Origin of the sequence: Klebsiella sp. 1SOBk10mer (assembly GCF_046602535.1) — a bacterium.
Lineage (GTDB): Bacteria > Pseudomonadota > Gammaproteobacteria > Enterobacterales > Enterobacteriaceae > Klebsiella > Klebsiella quasipneumoniae.
Map to the genome: position 1 here is coordinate 1123643 of NZ_JBKIUP010000001.1, position 15316 is coordinate 1138958.

17 protein-coding genes are annotated in these 15316 nt (G+C 58.7%); 12 read left to right on the plus strand and 5 right to left on the minus strand.

Translation table 11 applies throughout. The annotated features are described in order from the left end of the window. Nucleotides 1-360: 360 nt before the first annotated feature. The 6 genes from ACLH1I_RS05480 (at nt 361) to patD (ending at nt 7431) form a co-directional block, all read left to right on the plus strand. Entirely contained in the window at nt 361-1773 is a 1413-nt protein-coding gene (locus ACLH1I_RS05480) for a PLP-dependent aminotransferase family protein (RefSeq protein ID WP_017900480.1), read from the plus strand. A 305-nt stretch (nt 1774-2078) separates the two neighbouring features. After that, nucleotides 2079-3224 carry a putative ABC transporter substrate-binding protein YdcS gene (ydcS, locus tag ACLH1I_RS05485; RefSeq protein WP_017900481.1) on the plus strand — a complete coding sequence of 382 codons (1146 nt, stop codon included), beginning with the start codon at nt 2079-2081 and terminating at the stop codon, nt 3222-3224. A gap of 16 nt (nt 3225-3240) precedes the next feature. After that, on the plus strand, nt 3241-4254 hold the full coding sequence (locus ACLH1I_RS05490; protein WP_048294949.1) for an ABC transporter ATP-binding protein: 1014 nt from the start codon (nt 3241-3243) through the stop codon (nt 4252-4254). Between the two features lies 1 nt (nt 4255). Then, nucleotides 4256-5185, plus strand: coding sequence for an ABC transporter permease (locus ACLH1I_RS05495; protein ID WP_004202776.1), 930 nt, complete (start codon nt 4256-4258; stop codon nt 5183-5185). Then, nucleotides 5175-5981 carry an ABC transporter permease gene (locus ACLH1I_RS05500; RefSeq protein ID WP_017900483.1) on the plus strand — a complete coding sequence of 269 codons (807 nt, stop codon included), beginning with the start codon at nt 5175-5177 and terminating at the stop codon, nt 5979-5981. Before ACLH1I_RS05495 ends, ACLH1I_RS05500 begins: the two co-directional genes overlap by 11 nt. Before the next feature lie 22 nt (nt 5982-6003). Then, a complete protein-coding gene (gene patD / locus ACLH1I_RS05505; protein ID WP_151385261.1) occupies nt 6004-7431 on the plus strand; it encodes an aminobutyraldehyde dehydrogenase in 1428 nt (475 codons plus the stop codon). A 340-nt stretch (nt 7432-7771) separates the two neighbouring features. Here patD and ACLH1I_RS05510 read toward each other — a convergent pair whose 3' ends face one another. Next, nucleotides 7772-7894 carry a small membrane protein gene (locus ACLH1I_RS05510; RefSeq protein WP_004175940.1) on the minus strand — a complete coding sequence of 41 codons (123 nt, stop codon included), beginning with the start codon at nt 7892-7894 and terminating at the stop codon, nt 7772-7774. A gap of 487 nt (nt 7895-8381) precedes the next feature. Between ACLH1I_RS05510 and ACLH1I_RS05515 the strand changes: the two genes are divergently transcribed. Further along, entirely contained in the window at nt 8382-8633 is a 252-nt protein-coding gene (locus ACLH1I_RS05515) for a hypothetical protein (RefSeq protein WP_151385260.1), read from the plus strand. 51 nt (nt 8634-8684) lie between these two features. Here the strand turns inward: ACLH1I_RS05515 and yncL are convergent, their stop codons facing one another. Beyond that, a complete protein-coding gene (gene yncL, locus ACLH1I_RS05520; RefSeq protein WP_002906891.1) occupies nt 8685-8777 on the minus strand; it encodes a stress response membrane protein YncL in 93 nt (30 codons plus the stop codon). A gap of 195 nt (nt 8778-8972) precedes the next feature. On the opposite strand from yncL, the gene ACLH1I_RS05525 reads away from it, so the two are divergent. Both ACLH1I_RS05525 and ACLH1I_RS05530 read left to right on the plus strand, forming a co-directional pair. Next, nucleotides 8973-9146, plus strand: a complete 174-nt coding sequence (locus ACLH1I_RS05525; protein WP_004202771.1) for a GhoT/OrtT family toxin — start codon at nt 8973-8975, stop codon at nt 9144-9146. Between the two features lie 88 nt (nt 9147-9234). Then, nucleotides 9235-9984, plus strand: coding sequence for an alpha/beta fold hydrolase (locus tag ACLH1I_RS05530; protein WP_004202769.1), 750 nt, complete (start codon nt 9235-9237; stop codon nt 9982-9984). Between the two features lie 12 nt (nt 9985-9996). Here the strand turns inward: ACLH1I_RS05530 and ACLH1I_RS05535 are convergent, their stop codons facing one another. Beyond that, the gene (locus ACLH1I_RS05535; RefSeq protein ID WP_017900487.1) at nt 9997-11430 is read right to left on the minus strand and encodes an aldehyde dehydrogenase; all 1434 of its coding nucleotides are present in this window, start codon (nt 11428-11430) and stop codon (nt 9997-9999) included. Between the two features lie 272 nt (nt 11431-11702). Between ACLH1I_RS05535 and ACLH1I_RS05540 the strand changes: the two genes are divergently transcribed. Together ACLH1I_RS05540 and ACLH1I_RS05545 are read left to right on the plus strand one after the other, a co-directional pair. Beyond that, a complete protein-coding gene (locus ACLH1I_RS05540) occupies nt 11703-13301 on the plus strand; it encodes an ABC transporter substrate-binding protein (RefSeq protein WP_198079722.1) in 1599 nt (532 codons plus the stop codon). A gap of 16 nt (nt 13302-13317) precedes the next feature. Continuing rightward, nucleotides 13318-13551, plus strand: coding sequence for a YdcY family protein (locus tag ACLH1I_RS05545; protein ID WP_004202765.1), 234 nt, complete (start codon nt 13318-13320; stop codon nt 13549-13551). An 8-nt stretch (nt 13552-13559) separates the two neighbouring features. Here ACLH1I_RS05545 and ACLH1I_RS05550 read toward each other — a convergent pair whose 3' ends face one another. Next, complete coding sequence (locus tag ACLH1I_RS05550) at nt 13560-14009, minus strand: DMT family transporter (protein ID WP_004202763.1); 450 nt, start codon at nt 14007-14009, stop codon at nt 13560-13562. Then, nucleotides 14006-14524, minus strand: a complete 519-nt coding sequence (locus ACLH1I_RS05555; protein WP_004202758.1) for a GNAT family N-acetyltransferase — start codon at nt 14522-14524, stop codon at nt 14006-14008. The genes ACLH1I_RS05550 and ACLH1I_RS05555 overlap by 4 nt, the downstream gene beginning before the upstream one ends. A 160-nt stretch (nt 14525-14684) precedes the next feature. On the opposite strand from ACLH1I_RS05555, the gene ACLH1I_RS05560 reads away from it, so the two are divergent. Continuing rightward, entirely contained in the window at nt 14685-15266 is a 582-nt protein-coding gene (locus tag ACLH1I_RS05560; protein WP_004202756.1) for a helix-turn-helix domain-containing protein, read from the plus strand. Nucleotides 15267-15316: the final 50 nt, after the last annotated feature.

The window sequence follows — 15316 nt, forward strand, 5'->3', positions numbered from 1 at the left end:
TTAACGTCTGCACACGTTTGCTAGTATGAGAATCAGTAAAAAGGATGAGTCAGTTAATTATGAATTAAATAATTTTAAATTGTCGTATTTAGCCGTGCTTTGTATTTTATTCTCAGGATATCAATAAAAGGGAATGGTCATGTCAGAAAAAGGATTACATAGCTTATGTATTACCATCGGTATCATGTTCATTTTTTGGTTATGCATCATATCGTTTTTTTGGACAATTTTCTCGTGAACCTTTCCTGCGGGCGTTCTGTGTGACCGGGTTGCGCTGTTTTACATAACAGTTTCTTAAAACTGTTAATTTATAACAACTGATATATGATAAAAGGAGGTTGCAGCAAGGAAAGGGTAACAATGAAAAAGTATCAACAGCTGGCGCAGCAGTTGACCGACCAGATCGCGCTGGGCGTCTGGTTACCGGGCGATCGGCTCCCCTCGCTGCGCGAGCAGGTGATCAGCAGCGGCATGAGCTTTATGACCGTCAGCCATGCCTATCAGCTACTGGAAAGCCAGGGGCGCATCGTCGCCCGACCACAGTCAGGGTATTACGTTGCCCCCCAGCCGGTGAAGCTTCGTCAGCCGGCGCCGCCTGCCCAGGTGACCCGCGATGAAGCGGTTGATATCAATACCTACATCTTTGAGGTGCTTCAGGCCAGCCGCCAGGCGTCAATGCTGCCCTTTGCCTCGGCCTTCCCGGATCCGCGCCTCTTTCCGCTCCAGCAGCTTAACCGTTCGCTGGCGCAGGTGAGTAAAACCGCCACCGCCATGAGCGTGATTGAGAACCTGCCGCCGGGCAACGCGGAGCTACGGCACGCCATTGCCCGGCGCTATGCTCTGCAGGGGATGAACGTCTCGCCCGACGAGATCGTCATTACCGCCGGAGCGCTGGAGGCGTTAAACCTTAGCCTGCAGGCGGTGACCGAGCCGGGGGACTGGGTGGTGGTGGAAAATCCCTGTTTTTACGGGGCCCTGCAGGCGCTGGAGCGGCTGCGCCTGAAGGCGCTGTCGGTGGCCACCGACGTCAAGGAGGGCATTGACCTGACGGCGCTGGAGGCGGCCCTGCAAAACTATCCGGTCAAGGCCTGCTGGCTGATGACCAACGGTCAGAACCCGCTCGGCTTCACCCTCCGCGCCGAAAAAAAAGCGGCGCTGGTGGCATTGTTGGCGCGCTATAACGTGATGCTGATTGAAGATGATGTTTACAGTGAGCTCTATTTTGGCCGCGAGAAGCCGTTGCCGGCGAAGTTCTGGGATCAACAGGATATGACGCTGCACTGCAGTTCGTTTTCAAAATGTCTGGTGCCCGGCTTTCGTATCGGCTGGGTGGCTGCCGGGAAACAGGCGCGACGGATCCAGCAGTTGCAGCTGATGAGTACGCTCTCCACCAGCTCGCCGATGCAATTAGCCCTGGTGGATTACCTGTCGACCAAACGCTACGACGCCCATCTGCGCCGTCTCCGTCGCCAGCTGGCGGAACGTAAACAGCAGGCCTGGCAGGCGCTGCTGCGCCATCTGCCGCCGGAGGTCACTATTCATCACAGCGACAGCGGCTATTTTCTGTGGATCGAACTACCGGAAGGGGCGGATGCCAGCGTGCTGAGCGCCCGGGCGCTGGCGTCGCACATCAGCATCGCTCCGGGAAAAATGTTTTCCACCTCTGCCAGCTGGACCTCGTTTTTCCGTTTCAATACCGCCTGGGGCTGGGGAGAACGCGAAGAGCAAGGGGTGAAGCGGCTGGGTGAACTAATTCGTGAGCAGCTTACCTGATCGCTTTGGCTATTTTTCGCCGCGATAACCAATCGCTATAAATAAACGAAGAGTTTTTTTTATCGAGGCCGGTCATTATTTTACCGGCGCTCACCATAGGAAATATGCATACCCCTCCTTTTTCTCTAACTCGTTGTCTATAATCCATAAAGTCATTCTTGTGTTGGCGATTTTTGCGTAATGCGTCCCGGGTCACAACCTGAATAAATTCCCTCGAGGGCGTTAATCCGCTGACTACCCTTATTTCAGGAGATATTTTTACGGCACGGCTGCCGCTAATTCCCTTGTGACAGGAGTAACACCTGATGAGCAAAAAATTGGCCCGTTGCAGCCTTTATGTGCTGGGGATGGCCTGCCTGACCGTACAGGCGGCTGAGCCACTCACCTCGCTGGATAAACCGGAAGGGCGCCTGGATATTATCGCCTGGCCGGGGTATATCGAACGCGGTCAGACCGACAAGCAGTACGACTGGGTCAGCCAGTTTGAAAAGGAGACCGGCTGTCAGGTCAATGTGAAAACCGCCGCCACCTCCGACGAAATGGTCAGCCTGATGGCTAAGGGGGGCTACGATCTGGTGACCGCCTCGGGCGATGCTTCGCTGCGTCTGATCATGGGTAAACGCGTTCAGCCGATTAACACAGCGCTGATTGCCGGGTGGCGCACTCTTGACCCGCGCATTGCGCAAGGGGCATGGTTTAACGTCGGGGGCAAAGTCTACGGCACGCCGTATCAGTGGGGACCGAACCTGCTGATGTACAACACCCGCGTATTCCCGACGCCGCCGGACAGCTGGAGCGTGGTCTTCGTGAAGCAGGATCTTCCGGATGGCAAAACCAATCAGGGGCGAGTGCAGGCCTATGATGGCCCGATCTATATCGCCGACGCCGCGTTGTTTGTCAAAGCCACCCAACCACAGCTCGGGATCGATGACCCCTATCAGCTGACCGAAACCCAGTACAACGCGGTGCTGAAAGTGCTGCGTGACCAGCAACCGCTGATTCACCGCTACTGGCATGACGCCACCGTGCAGATGAACGACTTCAAAAACGAAGGGGTGGCCGCCTCCAGCTCGTGGCCCTATCAGGCCAACGGCCTGAAGGCGGAAGGCCAGCCTGTCGCCACCGTATTTCCGAAGGAGGGGGTGACCGGCTGGGCGGATACCACCATGCTGCACAGCGAGGCGAAGCACCCGGTTTGCGCCTATAAATGGATGAACTGGTCGCTCACGCCGAAGGTGCAGGGCGATGTGGCGGCCTGGTTCGGCTCGTTGCCGGTGGTGCCTGAGGGCTGTAAAGCCAGCGCGCTGCTCGGAGAGAAAGGCTGTGAGACCAACGGCTATGACCAGTTTACCCGCATCCACTTCTGGAAAACGCCGATTGCCGAGGGGGGGAAATACGTTCCCTACAGCCGCTGGACGCAGGACTACATTGCGATAATGGGCGGCCGCTAAGGATCGGAGGTAAACAATGACGTACGCGGTCGAGTTTCAGAATGTATCGCGCCTGTATGGCGATGTACGGGCAGTGGACGGGGTCAGCATTGGCATCCGTGACGGCGAGTTTTTCTCGATGCTGGGTCCTTCGGGCTCGGGGAAAACCACCTGCCTGCGGCTGATTGCTGGTTTTGAGCAGCTCTCCGGCGGCACCATTCGGATCTTCGGTCAGCCGGCCAGCGAGCTGCCGCCCTGGCAGCGGGACGTCAATACCGTGTTCCAGGACTATGCGCTGTTTCCCCATATGTCGATCCTCGACAATGTTGCTTACGGCCTGATGGTCAAAGGCGTGGCGAAGAAAGCGCGCCATGCCCGCGCCCAGGAAGCGCTGGAGAAAGTGGCCCTCGGTTTTGCGCACCATCGCAAGCCCTCCCAGCTCTCCGGCGGTCAGCGGCAGCGGGTCGCCATCGCCCGGGCGCTGGTGAACCAGCCGCGGGTGCTGCTGCTCGACGAGCCGCTGGGCGCTCTGGATTTAAAGCTGCGCGAGCAGATGCAGGTGGAGCTGAAAAAGCTACAGCAGTCGCTGGGGATCACCTTCATCTTCGTTACACACGACCAGAGCGAAGCGCTGTCGATGTCCGATCGCGTGGCGGTGTTTAACAACGGGCGCATTGAGCAGGTGGATGCCCCGCAGGATCTTTATCTGCATCCGAAGACCGCCTTTGTCGCCGGTTTTGTCGGCACCGCCAACGTCTTTGAGGCCGAGGCGGCCCGGCGGCTATGCGGCCTGGCGGGCTGCTGGTCGCTGCGCCCGGAACATGTTCGCCTGCAGGGCGGCGGCGAAGTGCAGGTGCAGGGTGTGGTGCAGGCGGTACAGTATCAGGGGGCGGCGACGCGGATCGAGCTCCGGCTGGCGGATGGCGACAAGCTGCTGGTCAGCCAGGCCAATATCGACGGCGCGGCGGCGGCGAGCGTTCCGCGAGCCGGGCAAACGGTGCAGGCGTCATGGTCGCGCGCGGCGATGACCCCGCTGGAAAGCGGAGGCTGAGATGACCATGGCGATTGTTCCTGCGCAGGCCGGACGCGTATCGGGGATCTTCTGGCGCCGGCCGGCGCTGGGCCTGTTTTTGCTGCTGCTTGGGCCGTTGATGTGGTTTGGCATCGTCTATCTGGGATCGCTGCTGACCCTGCTGTGGCAGAGTATCTACACTTTTGACGACTTCACCATGTCGGTGACCAGCGACTTCACGCTGGCCAATCTGCAGGCGCTGTTCAACCCTGCCAACTACGACATTATCGTTCGCACCCTGGTGATGGCGCTGTGCGTGACCTTGGCCAGCGCCCTGCTGGCGCTGCCGATGGCCTGGTATATGGCGCGCTACACCAGCGGCAAAATGAAGGCCTTCTTTTATATCGCGGTCATGCTGCCGATGTGGGCCAGCTATATCGTCAAAGCCTACGCGTGGGTGCTGCTGTTAGCCAAAGATGGCGTGGCGCAGTGGTTCCTCGGCCATCTCGGGCTGGAAGGGGCGCTGAACGCTCTGCTGACCGTCCCGGCGGTGGGCGGCAACACCTTATCCACTTCCGGCCTCGGACGCTTTCTGGTCTTCGTCTACATCTGGCTGCCTTTTATGATCCTGCCGGTGCAGGCGGCGCTGGAGCGTATTCCGGGCTCTCTGCTCCAGGCCTCGGCCGATCTTGGCGCTGCCCCACGGCAGACCTTTCGCTACGTGGTCCTGCCGCTGGCTATTCCCGGAATTGCCGCCGGGTCGATCTTCACCTTTTCTCTGACGCTGGGCGATTTTATCGTGCCGCAACTGGTCGGCCCACCGGGGTACTTTATCGGCAATATGGTCTACTCGCAGCAGGGGGCGATCGGCAATATGCCGATGGCGGCGGCGTTTACCCTCGTGCCGATCGTGCTGATTGCCCTTTATCTGGCGTTCGTGAAACGTCTGGGAGCCTTCGATGCACTCTGAACGCGCACCCTGGTACCTGAAACTGGCGACATGGGGCGGGGTGGTCTTTCTCCACTTTCCGCTGCTGATCATCGCCATCTATGCTTTTAATACCGAAGATGCTGCCTTCAGCTTTCCGCCGCAGGGGCTGACGCTGCGCTGGTTCAGTGAGGCGGCAGGGCGCAGCGATATTTTGGAAGCTGTGACGTTGTCACTTAAGATCGCCGCCCTGTCGACGGCCATTGCCTTAGTGCTTGGCACGCTTGCTGCAGGCGCCCTGTGGCGGAGCACCTTTTTTGGTAAGAACGCGGTGTCGCTACTGCTGCTCCTGCCCATCGCCCTGCCGGGGATTATAACCGGCCTGGCGCTCCTGACAGCCTTTAAAGCGGTCGGCCTGGAGCCTGGTCTGCTGACCATCGTGGTGGGGCACGCGACCTTCTGCGTGGTGGTGGTGTTTAACAACGTCATCGCTCGCTTCCGCAGGACCTCCTGGAGCCTGGTGGAGGCCTCGATGGATTTGGGGGCGACTGGCTGGCAGACCTTTCGCTACGTGGTGCTACCCAATCTGGGTTCGGCGCTGCTGGCGGGCGGGATGCTGGCATTCGCCCTGTCATTTGATGAAATCATCGTCACGACTTTTACCGCGGGGCATGAGCGAACCTTGCCGCTGTGGTTACTGAATCAGCTGGGGCGGCCGCGAGATGTGCCCGTCACCAACGTTGTCGCGCTGTTGGTGATGCTGGTAACAACGATACCAATCTTAGGGGCCTGGTGGCTCACCCGCGACGGCGATAACGTCGCCGGAAACGGGAAATAAAACCATGAAACAGGATAATGCTATGCAACACAACCTCTTAATAAACGGTAAGTTAGTGGCAGGTGAAGGCGAAAAGGTGCCGGTATACAACCCTGCGACCGGCGAAGTGATCCTGGAGATTGCCGAAGCGACAGCGGCCCAGGTGGATGCCGCCGTTGAGGCGGCGGATCGGGCGTTCGACGCCTGGAGCCAGACGACGCCGAAAACGCGCGCGGAATGCCTGCTGAAGCTGGCGGATGCCATCGCGGCACAGGCGGAGTCCCTGGCGCAGCTGGAGTCGCTGAACTGCGGCAAGCCGCTGCACTGCGTGCTTAACGATGAGATGCCGGCCATTGCGGACGTTTTCCGCTTCTTCGCCGGGGCCGCCCGTTGCCTGCCGGGGATGGCGGCCGGAGAGTATCTGGAAGGGCATACCTCGATGATCCGTCGCGACCCGGTGGGCGTGGTAGCCTCCATCGCGCCGTGGAATTATCCCCTGATGATGGCGGCCTGGAAGCTGGCCCCGGCGCTGGCGGCAGGCAACTGTGTGGTGATAAAACCCTCCGAGATCACGCCGCTGACGGCGCTGAAGCTGGCAGAGCTGGCAAAAGATATTTTCCCGGAAGGGGTGATCAACGTACTGTTCGGCCGCGGCAAAACGGTGGGCGATCCGCTGACCGCCCACGCGAAAGTGCGGATGGTTTCCCTGACCGGGTCGATTGCCACCGGCGCCCATATCATCGGCCATACCGCCTCGTCGATTAAACGTACCCATATGGAGCTGGGCGGTAAGGCGCCGGTCATCGTCTTTGACGACGCGGATATCGACGCGGTAGTGGATGGCGTTCGGACCTTCGGGTTTTACAACGCCGGCCAGGACTGTACGGCCGCCTGCCGGATCTACGCCCAGCAGGGTATTTATGAGCAGCTGGTGGAGAAGCTCGGGGCGGCGGTGGCCAGCCTGAAAATGGGGGCGCCGGAGGATGCCGCCACCGAGCTGGGGCCGCTGAGCTCGCTGGCCCATCTTGAGCGGGTCAGCGCCGCGGTGGAAGCCGCAAAGGCGCTACCGCATATTAAAGTGGTTACCGGTGGCAATCGGGCTGACGGCGCCGGCTATTATTTCCAGCCGACGCTGCTCGCCGGCGCCCGGCAGGAGGACGCTATCGTGCAGCGCGAAGTGTTTGGCCCGGTGGTCAGCGTGACGCCTTTCAGCGATGAAGCGCAGGCCCTGAGCTGGGCAAATGACTCCCAGTATGGGCTGGCCTCTTCGGTGTGGACGAAAGATGTTGGCCGCGCCCACCGGCTCAGCGCCAGGCTGCAGTACGGCTGCACCTGGGTCAACACCCACTTTATGCTGGTGAGTGAAATGCCGCATGGCGGCCAGAAGCTGTCGGGCTTCGGGAAAGACATGTCGATGTATGGCCTTGAGGATTACACCGTGGTTCGCCATGTGATGGTTAAACATGGCTAACGGATTGACCCTTAAGCGGCAAAAGATTATTACGCAATGGGTGTGTTAGTGCGCTAATAGTCACGATGGCAAAAATGGTTAAAACTCGCGGCGGGGGATGTGAGATTATTCTGATACCCCTTCAAGAGCTAAGCCATCGTGAGTGCCGGAGATAAGCGCCGGATGGGGTTCGCCAGCCACCCTGGGCGCATCGCGCCCGGCGGGTGAGGCGGCAACGTCGCGGTTTGCGACCGGATACCGGCCCCTGCCTGATGGCAGGGGCTTTTTTATGTCCACAGTAAGCCAGGAAGAGGAGGATGCCAGCGACGCTGGAGCAGGGAGAAATTTGTTTTAACCGTGTTCAGCGTTTGGTTTTTTTGCTCGGCAAGCTGGCGCTGCGACGGTCACGTATATAGGAAATAAGATTATACACCGCCGCGACCAGCAGGATCAGCGCGATGACCAGCGTGATGATTCCGGACATATCCACCTCGAAATATAAAAGCGCACTGCGCTAAAAACATTACCAATAGTTATGAATGTAAGTATTCTCTGCAGAGAAGGCAAATGATATTTGTTGTCATTTAGCGCTATTTTGGGCCCTGGCCAGCGAGGCCAGACAGGAAAAGGTTTGGTTACAATAGCTTGTAGTCGCCTGTTATCTTATTCAGATCCAGCGCCAGCGTGGTATATCGCATTTTCGGTCAAGGCGCGCTAATCTTTTCATTTGCGATTGGCGAAATATTATCTTTATCAGATGAATCAGATTGCGCTGAACAGAAACTATTTCACGACTATAAATAAGGCTTTTATATTTGCAGTCAGCGGGTGATATTTATTCGCAATATTTAATCACCGACGAATCAATCCACCATACGCGCCAGCGCGGTGGCGCACGCTCCCGGGTTTGACTTTCCGCCGCCGCTCATGCGATCATTTAACGCATATTCAGTTTTAACGTTGATGTCGCTGTGAAAATTTTTGCTTTTATTCTGCTGGCTGTCGGCACCGTGGCGCTGGGCTATGGTAACGCGCCGGCAAAACGTATTCAGGGCTGTGAGAACGCGGGAGTGGGGCAGGCCGTCTGCGCCGCTGCCGAATGGGATAATGAGAAAGTGAATGTTCTGCCTCATTATAACCCTGAGCTGAACAAGGTTATTATCGCAGGCCATTCAGCCCGTAGCGTTTATGACCCTGATAATGGCGCCAGCCTCCGCACGTAAAAAAGCAGCCCAGTGGGCTGCTTTTTTAGGTTTCGTTGCTGAGAAAAATGATTAAAACCAGCCAAATCTCACCGACAGCAGGCTGATAAGCGCGAACGCGGCGCAGACATTAATCATAACGACGGTCTTGCTGGAGACATCCATAACGCCACCTTAATGAGTAAGTCCCTAAAGGTATAGTACGGCGGGCGCGGTTGCGCTATCGGATTAAGACGAATCAGGCTTTGTTCTGAATATTGAGCCCGATTCTGAATTTGTTATACAGGTATCTCTGAATCACGACGTCATGGCAGATAATTATCCCACCATGGAACGCTCCTCAGGGAAGGAAAACTAAGAATGACGTTATATCAAAAAATGTTGGTGTTTTACGCCATTATGGGCGTGATCTGTGCCGTAATTAGCTGGTTTTTAACCAAAGAGAGTTGGGTGATCCGCCTGCTGGCGGCCCTGTTGATCGGTGCCACCTGGCCGTTCAGCTTCCCCATGGCGCTGCTCGTCTCGCTGTTTTAACCTTCCGGCGGCGGACGACAGAAAAGGGTGGCGGCAAAGGTAAGGTTACTGTATAAAAACACAGTAACCTTATCATGGAGGCAAACAGGTGAACGGTTTCTTTTCGTCCGTCGCAGGCGCCACATTGCGCTGGCTCGATCTCCCGGGAGAGGGGCTTCCGCTGGTGTTTATCCACGGCCTCGGCTGCGCGTCCTCTTACGACTACCCCCGCGTCGCCAGCGACCCCGCGCTCAACGGGCGGCGCAAAATACTTATCGACCTCCCGGGCTTCGGCTACAGCGATAAACCGCACGACTTTAGTTACAACATACATAAGCAAGCGCAAGCTGTGGAGCAGGTCCTCAACCACCTGCGCCTGCAGCGCTTCGCGCTGTATGGGCATAGCATGGGTGGAAGCATCGCCATCGAAGCGGCAGGGCTGCTGGCGGAGCGAGTGACGACGCTGCTGGTGTCTGAACCCAACCTGTTCGCCGGAGGCGGTGAGTACAGCAGACGCATTGCGGCGCAGGCAGAGGGGGCCTTTATCGCTGAAGGTTACGCCAGGATGCTGGCGGAAGAGCGCTCGCCGTGGGCCGGCTGTTTGCAAAACAGCGCCCCCTGGGCCGTCTGGCGAGCCGCCAGCAGCCTGATAAACGGCAGCGACACGCCCTGGTTTACCCAGCTCTGCCAGCTGCGCTGTCAGAAGATGCTGATCGTCGGCGAGCAGTCGCTCCCTTATGCGGATATCGAACGGGTAGAGGCGCACGGGATCCCAGTCGGGATTGTGCCCCACGCGGGGCACTCGATGGCGTGGGAAAACCCGGAAGGGCTGGCGCAACTCATCGCCAGCCACGGCTAAGGGGAGACGGCGTCAGAAAGGCAGTTCGCGGGGCTGGGTCTGGAGCGTTATCCAGCGCAGCTCAGTGAATTCTGCAATTCCGGCCCGGCCGCCGAACCGGCCATAGCCGGAGGCTTTGCAGCCGCCAAACGGCATCTGCGCTTCATCATGAACGGTTGGACCATTGATATGGCAAATGCCGGTTTGCAGACGTTGCGCCAGGTTCCACGCTCTGGCGCTGTCGCGGCTGTAGACCGCCGCGGAAAGGCCATATTCGCTGTCGTTGGCTACCGCCAGCGCCTCTTCGTCATTATTAACCCGAATAATCGCTTTTACCGGGCCGAAGGACTCTTCGTTCCACAGCCGCATCTCGCGGGTGACGCCGTCCAGTAAGGTCGGCGCCATGTGGGTATCGCTGGCTTTACCGCCGGTCAGCAGGCGGGCGCCCTTGGCTAAGGCATCGTCGATTAACGCGTTGCAGCGGGTGACGGTATTCATGTCGACCACCGGGCCGGTCAGGCTGGCGGGGAGAGAGGCGGCGCGCCTCGCCAGCAGAGGGATAAAGCGCTCCGCCACGGCGTTGTCGACAATAATGCGCTCGGTGGACATGCAGATCTGTCCGGCGTTGGCGAAGGCGCCAAAAATGGCGCCCGCCGCCGCCTGTTCGATATCGGCATCGTCGAGGACCAGCAGCGGCGCTTTGCCACCGAGCTCCAGCACCGCTGGTTTCAGATACTGCCCGCAGGTGCGGGCGATAATCCGCCCCACCGGCGTGGAGCCGGTAAAGTTGACGCGCCGCACCGCCGGATGGGCGATCAGCGACTCCACCAGCGCCGGCGCGTCTTGCGGCGCGCAGGTAAGATAGTTCACCACACCCGGCGGGAAGCCCGCCGCGTCGAGGGCGTCGATAATCAATCCTTGTGTCGCCGGGGAGAGCTCAGCGCCCTTGAGGATCACCGTGTTGCCGCAGGCCAGCGGCGTCGCCAGCGCCCGGGTGGCAAGGATCAGCGGCGCGTTCCACGGCGCCATGCCCAGCACCACGCCAGCCCCCTGGCGGACGCCCATCGCCAGATTGCCCGGCACGTTGGATGGAATGATCTGTCCTTCAATCTGGGTGGTCAGCGCCGCCGCTTCGCGCAGGATATCAGCCGCCAGATGGACGTTAAATCCGGCCCAGTGCGCGGTCGCGCCGGTTTCCGCCGCCATGGCGGCGATAAATTTAGCCTCCCGCAACAGCATATGTTCCGCCGCGTCGAGCAGTAAGCGACGCCGTTCCGCCGGGAGCGTATCGCGCCACTGTGGGAAGGCGCTGGCCGCGGCCTCGACGCAGCGTTTGCCGTCGGCGAGACTGGCGGCAGCGGCAACCGAAGCGACATCGTCTTGGGCCGGGTGGCGCCGGGTGAAGGTCCGACGGTCTTCGGCATCATGCCACTGGCCATCAATGTACAGATTGCAGGTGATTGTCATGGGGGTAGTAACCTCTTGTTCTGCGGTCCCTCCAGTGTACCGGTCGCCGCTGATGGCGAGCGTGAGCGGGGCGGTTATCGCACATTTTTTTGCCGGAATTGTGCGTAGCTCACAACATCCCAATCGTGCCTGACGCAAAAAGCAGCGCGACGCCGATTAAACCAGCAAATTCAGCGCGATTGGCATAAGGTGATAGCCATTGATTATTTGCCGGTGGCGAGGGGCTGTGCTGTTATTACTGTTCTTATAATCAATAATCAGGACTTATAACCATGTCTACAGGGAAAACTACGCTGGCGCTGCTGCTGAGCGCGCTGTTGCCGGTCAGCGCCGCATGGGCCGCGGGCAATGATACGCTGGTCTATTGCTCAGAGGCCTCCCCGGAGTCTTTCAACCCGCAGATCGCCAGCTCCGGCCCGTCGTTCGTCGCCAGCTCGCAGGTGCTGTATAACCGCCTGGTCACTTTTGACCCGGTGAAGAACACGCCGATCCCGTCGCTGGCCACCGAGTGGCACGTCTCTGAGGATGGCAAGACCTGGACCTTCACGCTGCGTCAGGGGGTGAAGTTCAACAGCAATAAATTCTTCAAACCGACCCGCGATTTTAACGCCGACGACGTCCTGTTTTCCGTGCTGCGCCAGATGGATCCTCAGCATCCTTATCACAAGGTGTCGCAGGGGAACTATGAGTACTTCCACGACGTGGGCCTCGATAAGCTGATTAAGTCGGTGAAAAAGGTCGATGACTATCACGTCCAGTTCGTACTTAACGAGCCGAACGCGGCGTTTCTTGCCGACTGGGGAATGGACTTCGCCTCTATTCTGTCGGCGGAGTATGGCGAGGCGATGCTGAAGAAAGGGACGCCGGAAAACGTTGATAACTGGCCTGTCGGTACCGGACCCTATGCCCTGCAGCAGTATAAAGTGGATTCGCAAATCCGCTATATCGCCAATCCCCACTACTGGGAAGGCGAGGTGCCGACTAAGCACTTAATCTTTTCCATCACGCCAAACGTCGAGACACGCCTGGCGAAACTGCAGACTAACGAGTGCCAGATTATTCCTGCGCCTTCGCCGGTTCAGTTCCCGGTAATTAAGGGCAATAAAGATCTGGCGCTGCACGCCGTCGAGGCGCTGAACGTCGGCTACCTGGCGTTTAACACGGAGAAAAAACCGTTTGATAATGTGCTGGTGCGCCAGGCGTTAAACTATGCCACCGACAAGCAGGCAATCGTTAAGGCGGTGTTCCTCGATTCCGGTACGGTGGCGAAGTCACCGATCCCGTCCACCATGCTCGGGTATAAAAAAGACCTCCCGGACTACGACTACGATCCGCAGAAAGCGAAAGCGCTGCTCAAGCAGGCGGGTCTGGAGCAAGGGGCGGAAGTGACCCTGTGGTCGATGCCGGTTCAACGTCCGTACAACCCGAACTCAAAACGCATTGCTGAAATGATCCAAAATGACTGGGCGAAAGTCGGGGTGAAAGCGAAGATCGTCAGCTATGAGTGGGGCGAATACCTCGCCGGCATGCGTAAAGGTGAACACGATAGCGCGCTGTACGGCTGGATGTCGGACAATGGCGACCCGGACAACTTTGCCGGCACGCTGCTCAGCTGTGATAATATCCAGACCGGCTCTAACGCCGCCCGCTGGTGCGATAAGTCGTATGACGCGCTGGTGAAGAAAGCGCTGCTGGTGAGCGATCCGCAGGCGCGCGCCACACTCTATGAACAGGCGCAAGAGATCTTCTACCAGCAGGCGCCGTGGATCAACCTGGCGACCGGCAAGACCTTCTATGCCACCCGCAGTAACGTCAGCGGCTACCGCGTGAGCATGATGGGCAGCGATTTTTCCAAAGCGAAGCTGAATTAAGCGAAAGGAGAACAGGATGGCACATCTGGATGAGGTTATCGTCAAAGTCGATGACACTATTGCCGAGGGGGTTATCGCTCATATGAATGAGCTGCTGATCGCCCTGAGCGATGACGCGCAGCTCAGTCGTGAGGAGCGCTATACCCAGCAGCAGCGCCTGCGCACCGCTATCGCCCACCATGGCCGACAGCATCAGGAAGAGCAGGACGCGCGCCGCGAGCAGTTGACCAAAGGCGGCGCGATCCTCTGAAGAGGTGCTCAGAACTGGCGTCTGGCCACCAGCCAGGCGCCCACTACCAGCATCACCGCGCCGCATAATGGCCCGATCAGCGCCCGCAGCGGTACGCCGTGGGCGCGAATTAAATCCATGATCAACCCGCCGACCAGCTGGCTGGCCACCAGTACCGCAATGGTAGTGGCCGCGCCGACGTTTTGATAGCCGCTGATGCTGGCAAAAACGAAAAAGGACCCCAGCAGGCCAGGGATCAGCGTCCACCACTTCACGCTCAGGGCCAGCTCCTGAAAGCCAGCGGCGCCCTGGCGCAGGAGCAACAGGGTCACGAAAATAACGATACCCACCAGCGAATTGAGCAGCATGGCGATGAGGATCGTCGACGCCGACTGGGTGATGCGCACCATCAGGGTGTTCTGTAGTACCAGGCCTACGCCGGCGGCCACCAGACAGGCGAGGGTGAGCGACGCATTCATGCCTTACCGTCCGGTTCCTGGCGCGCATCCAGCTGCAGCTGCATAAAGGTGAGATCCAGCCAGCGGCCAAATTTGGTTCCCACCTGCGGCATCTGCCCGGTGGTGATAAAGCCCAGCGTTTCATGCAGGTGCAGCGAGGCGTGGTTCTGCGACTCGATCCCGGCGACCATCACATGTTTATTCAGCCGCCGCGCTTCGGCGATCAGCGCAACCAGCAGTTTGCGGCCCAGGCCTTTCCCCTGATGGTCGGGGTGAACGTACACCGAATGCTCCACGGTGTGGCGAAAGCCGTCAAACGCGCGCCAGTCGCCAAAAGAGGAATAGCCGGTGATGACGCCGTTTTCCTCGCTCACCAGCACCGGAAAGCCGGCCAGCTGGCGGGCTTCAAACCACGCGATGCGGTTGTCGGTATCCACGGTTTTATCATTCCAGATAGCGGCGGTATGCACGACGGCGTGGTTATAGATCTCGGCGATCGCCGCGCAATCGTCTTTAATGGCAGGGCGGATGGACATAGCAAACCTCAGTTCTCGTACACTATAGTAGTACGTTATTATTACAATAATGAACGTCACGCTGTCATCCATTTTCAGCGAAATATTGCTGATGGGCCAGGGGGGGCGCGGCCCAACGGGCGATTGTGTAATGCGGGCGCGCACACTATAGTGTTACGTTATGAATACTATAGAAGACAACCTCAATCAGCGCATTAGCGCGCGCATCCGCATCGAGCGCGAATCCCGCGGCTGGTCGCTGAACGACCTCGCCGAACGGGCTGGCGCTTCGCGGGCGATGATCCATAAGATCGAGCGCGGTGAAAGCAGCCCGACGGCCTCAATGCTGGGCCGCCTTTCCGGCGCCTTCGGGATCAGTATGTCAACGCTGATCGCCCGGGCGGAAATGCAGGAAGGCAAGCTGCTGCGCTTTGCCAGCCAGCCGGTGTGGCACGACCCGCAAAGCCACTATCTCCGTCGCCACGTCTCGCCGCGCAGCGATCTGCCCATTGACATGGTGCAGATCGAGCTGCCGCCCGGCAGCGATGTGCCGATGCCGGCCTCGTCCTACGCGCTGGCCCGCCAGCTGATCTGGCTGCAGCAGGGCGAACTGGTGTTCATGGAAGGGAATACCCGCCACGAGATGCAGACAGGGGACTGTCTGGAGCTCGGCCCGCCGAACGACTGCCGCTTTATCAATGAGTCCGCAGAGACCTGCGTCTATCTGGTGGTGCGCCTTAATCAATCGCCATCCGGCTCTTAATGTTAAAGCGCATTGCGCATAAAGCAGCTAGCCTCAGTACAGTCTGCTAA

Bases quoted from the DNA above. Each gene is read 5' to 3' on its own strand.
- ACLH1I_RS05480 (WP_017900480.1), top strand. From the start codon at position 361: ATGAAAAAGTATCAACAGCTGGCGCAGCAGTTGACCGACCAGATCGCG.
- ydcS (WP_017900481.1), top strand. From the start codon at position 2,079: ATGAGCAAAAAATTGGCCCGTTGCAGCCTTTATGTGCTGGGGATGGCC.
- ACLH1I_RS05490 (WP_048294949.1), top strand. From the start codon at position 3,241: ATGACGTACGCGGTCGAGTTTCAGAATGTATCGCGCCTGTATGGCGAT.
- ACLH1I_RS05495 (WP_004202776.1), top strand. From the start codon at position 4,256: ATGACCATGGCGATTGTTCCTGCGCAGGCCGGACGCGTATCGGGGATC.
- ACLH1I_RS05500 (WP_017900483.1), top strand. From the start codon at position 5,175: ATGCACTCTGAACGCGCACCCTGGTACCTGAAACTGGCGACATGGGGC.
- patD (WP_151385261.1), top strand. From the start codon at position 6,004: ATGCAACACAACCTCTTAATAAACGGTAAGTTAGTGGCAGGTGAAGGC.
- ACLH1I_RS05510 (WP_004175940.1), bottom strand. From the start codon at position 7,894: ATGTCCGGAATCATCACGCTGGTCATCGCGCTGATCCTGCTGGTCGCG.
- yncL (WP_002906891.1), bottom strand. From the start codon at position 8,777: ATGGATGTCTCCAGCAAGACCGTCGTTATGATTAATGTCTGCGCCGCG.
- ACLH1I_RS05525 (WP_004202771.1), top strand. From the start codon at position 8,973: ATGACGTTATATCAAAAAATGTTGGTGTTTTACGCCATTATGGGCGTG.
- ACLH1I_RS05535 (WP_017900487.1), bottom strand. From the start codon at position 11,430: ATGACAATCACCTGCAATCTGTACATTGATGGCCAGTGGCATGATGCC.
- ACLH1I_RS05540 (WP_198079722.1), top strand. From the start codon at position 11,703: ATGTCTACAGGGAAAACTACGCTGGCGCTGCTGCTGAGCGCGCTGTTG.
- ACLH1I_RS05545 (WP_004202765.1), top strand. From the start codon at position 13,318: ATGGCACATCTGGATGAGGTTATCGTCAAAGTCGATGACACTATTGCC.
- ACLH1I_RS05550 (WP_004202763.1), bottom strand. From the start codon at position 14,009: ATGAATGCGTCGCTCACCCTCGCCTGTCTGGTGGCCGCCGGCGTAGGC.
- ACLH1I_RS05555 (WP_004202758.1), bottom strand. From the start codon at position 14,524: ATGTCCATCCGCCCTGCCATTAAAGACGATTGCGCGGCGATCGCCGAG.
- ACLH1I_RS05560 (WP_004202756.1), top strand. From the start codon at position 14,685: ATGAATACTATAGAAGACAACCTCAATCAGCGCATTAGCGCGCGCATC.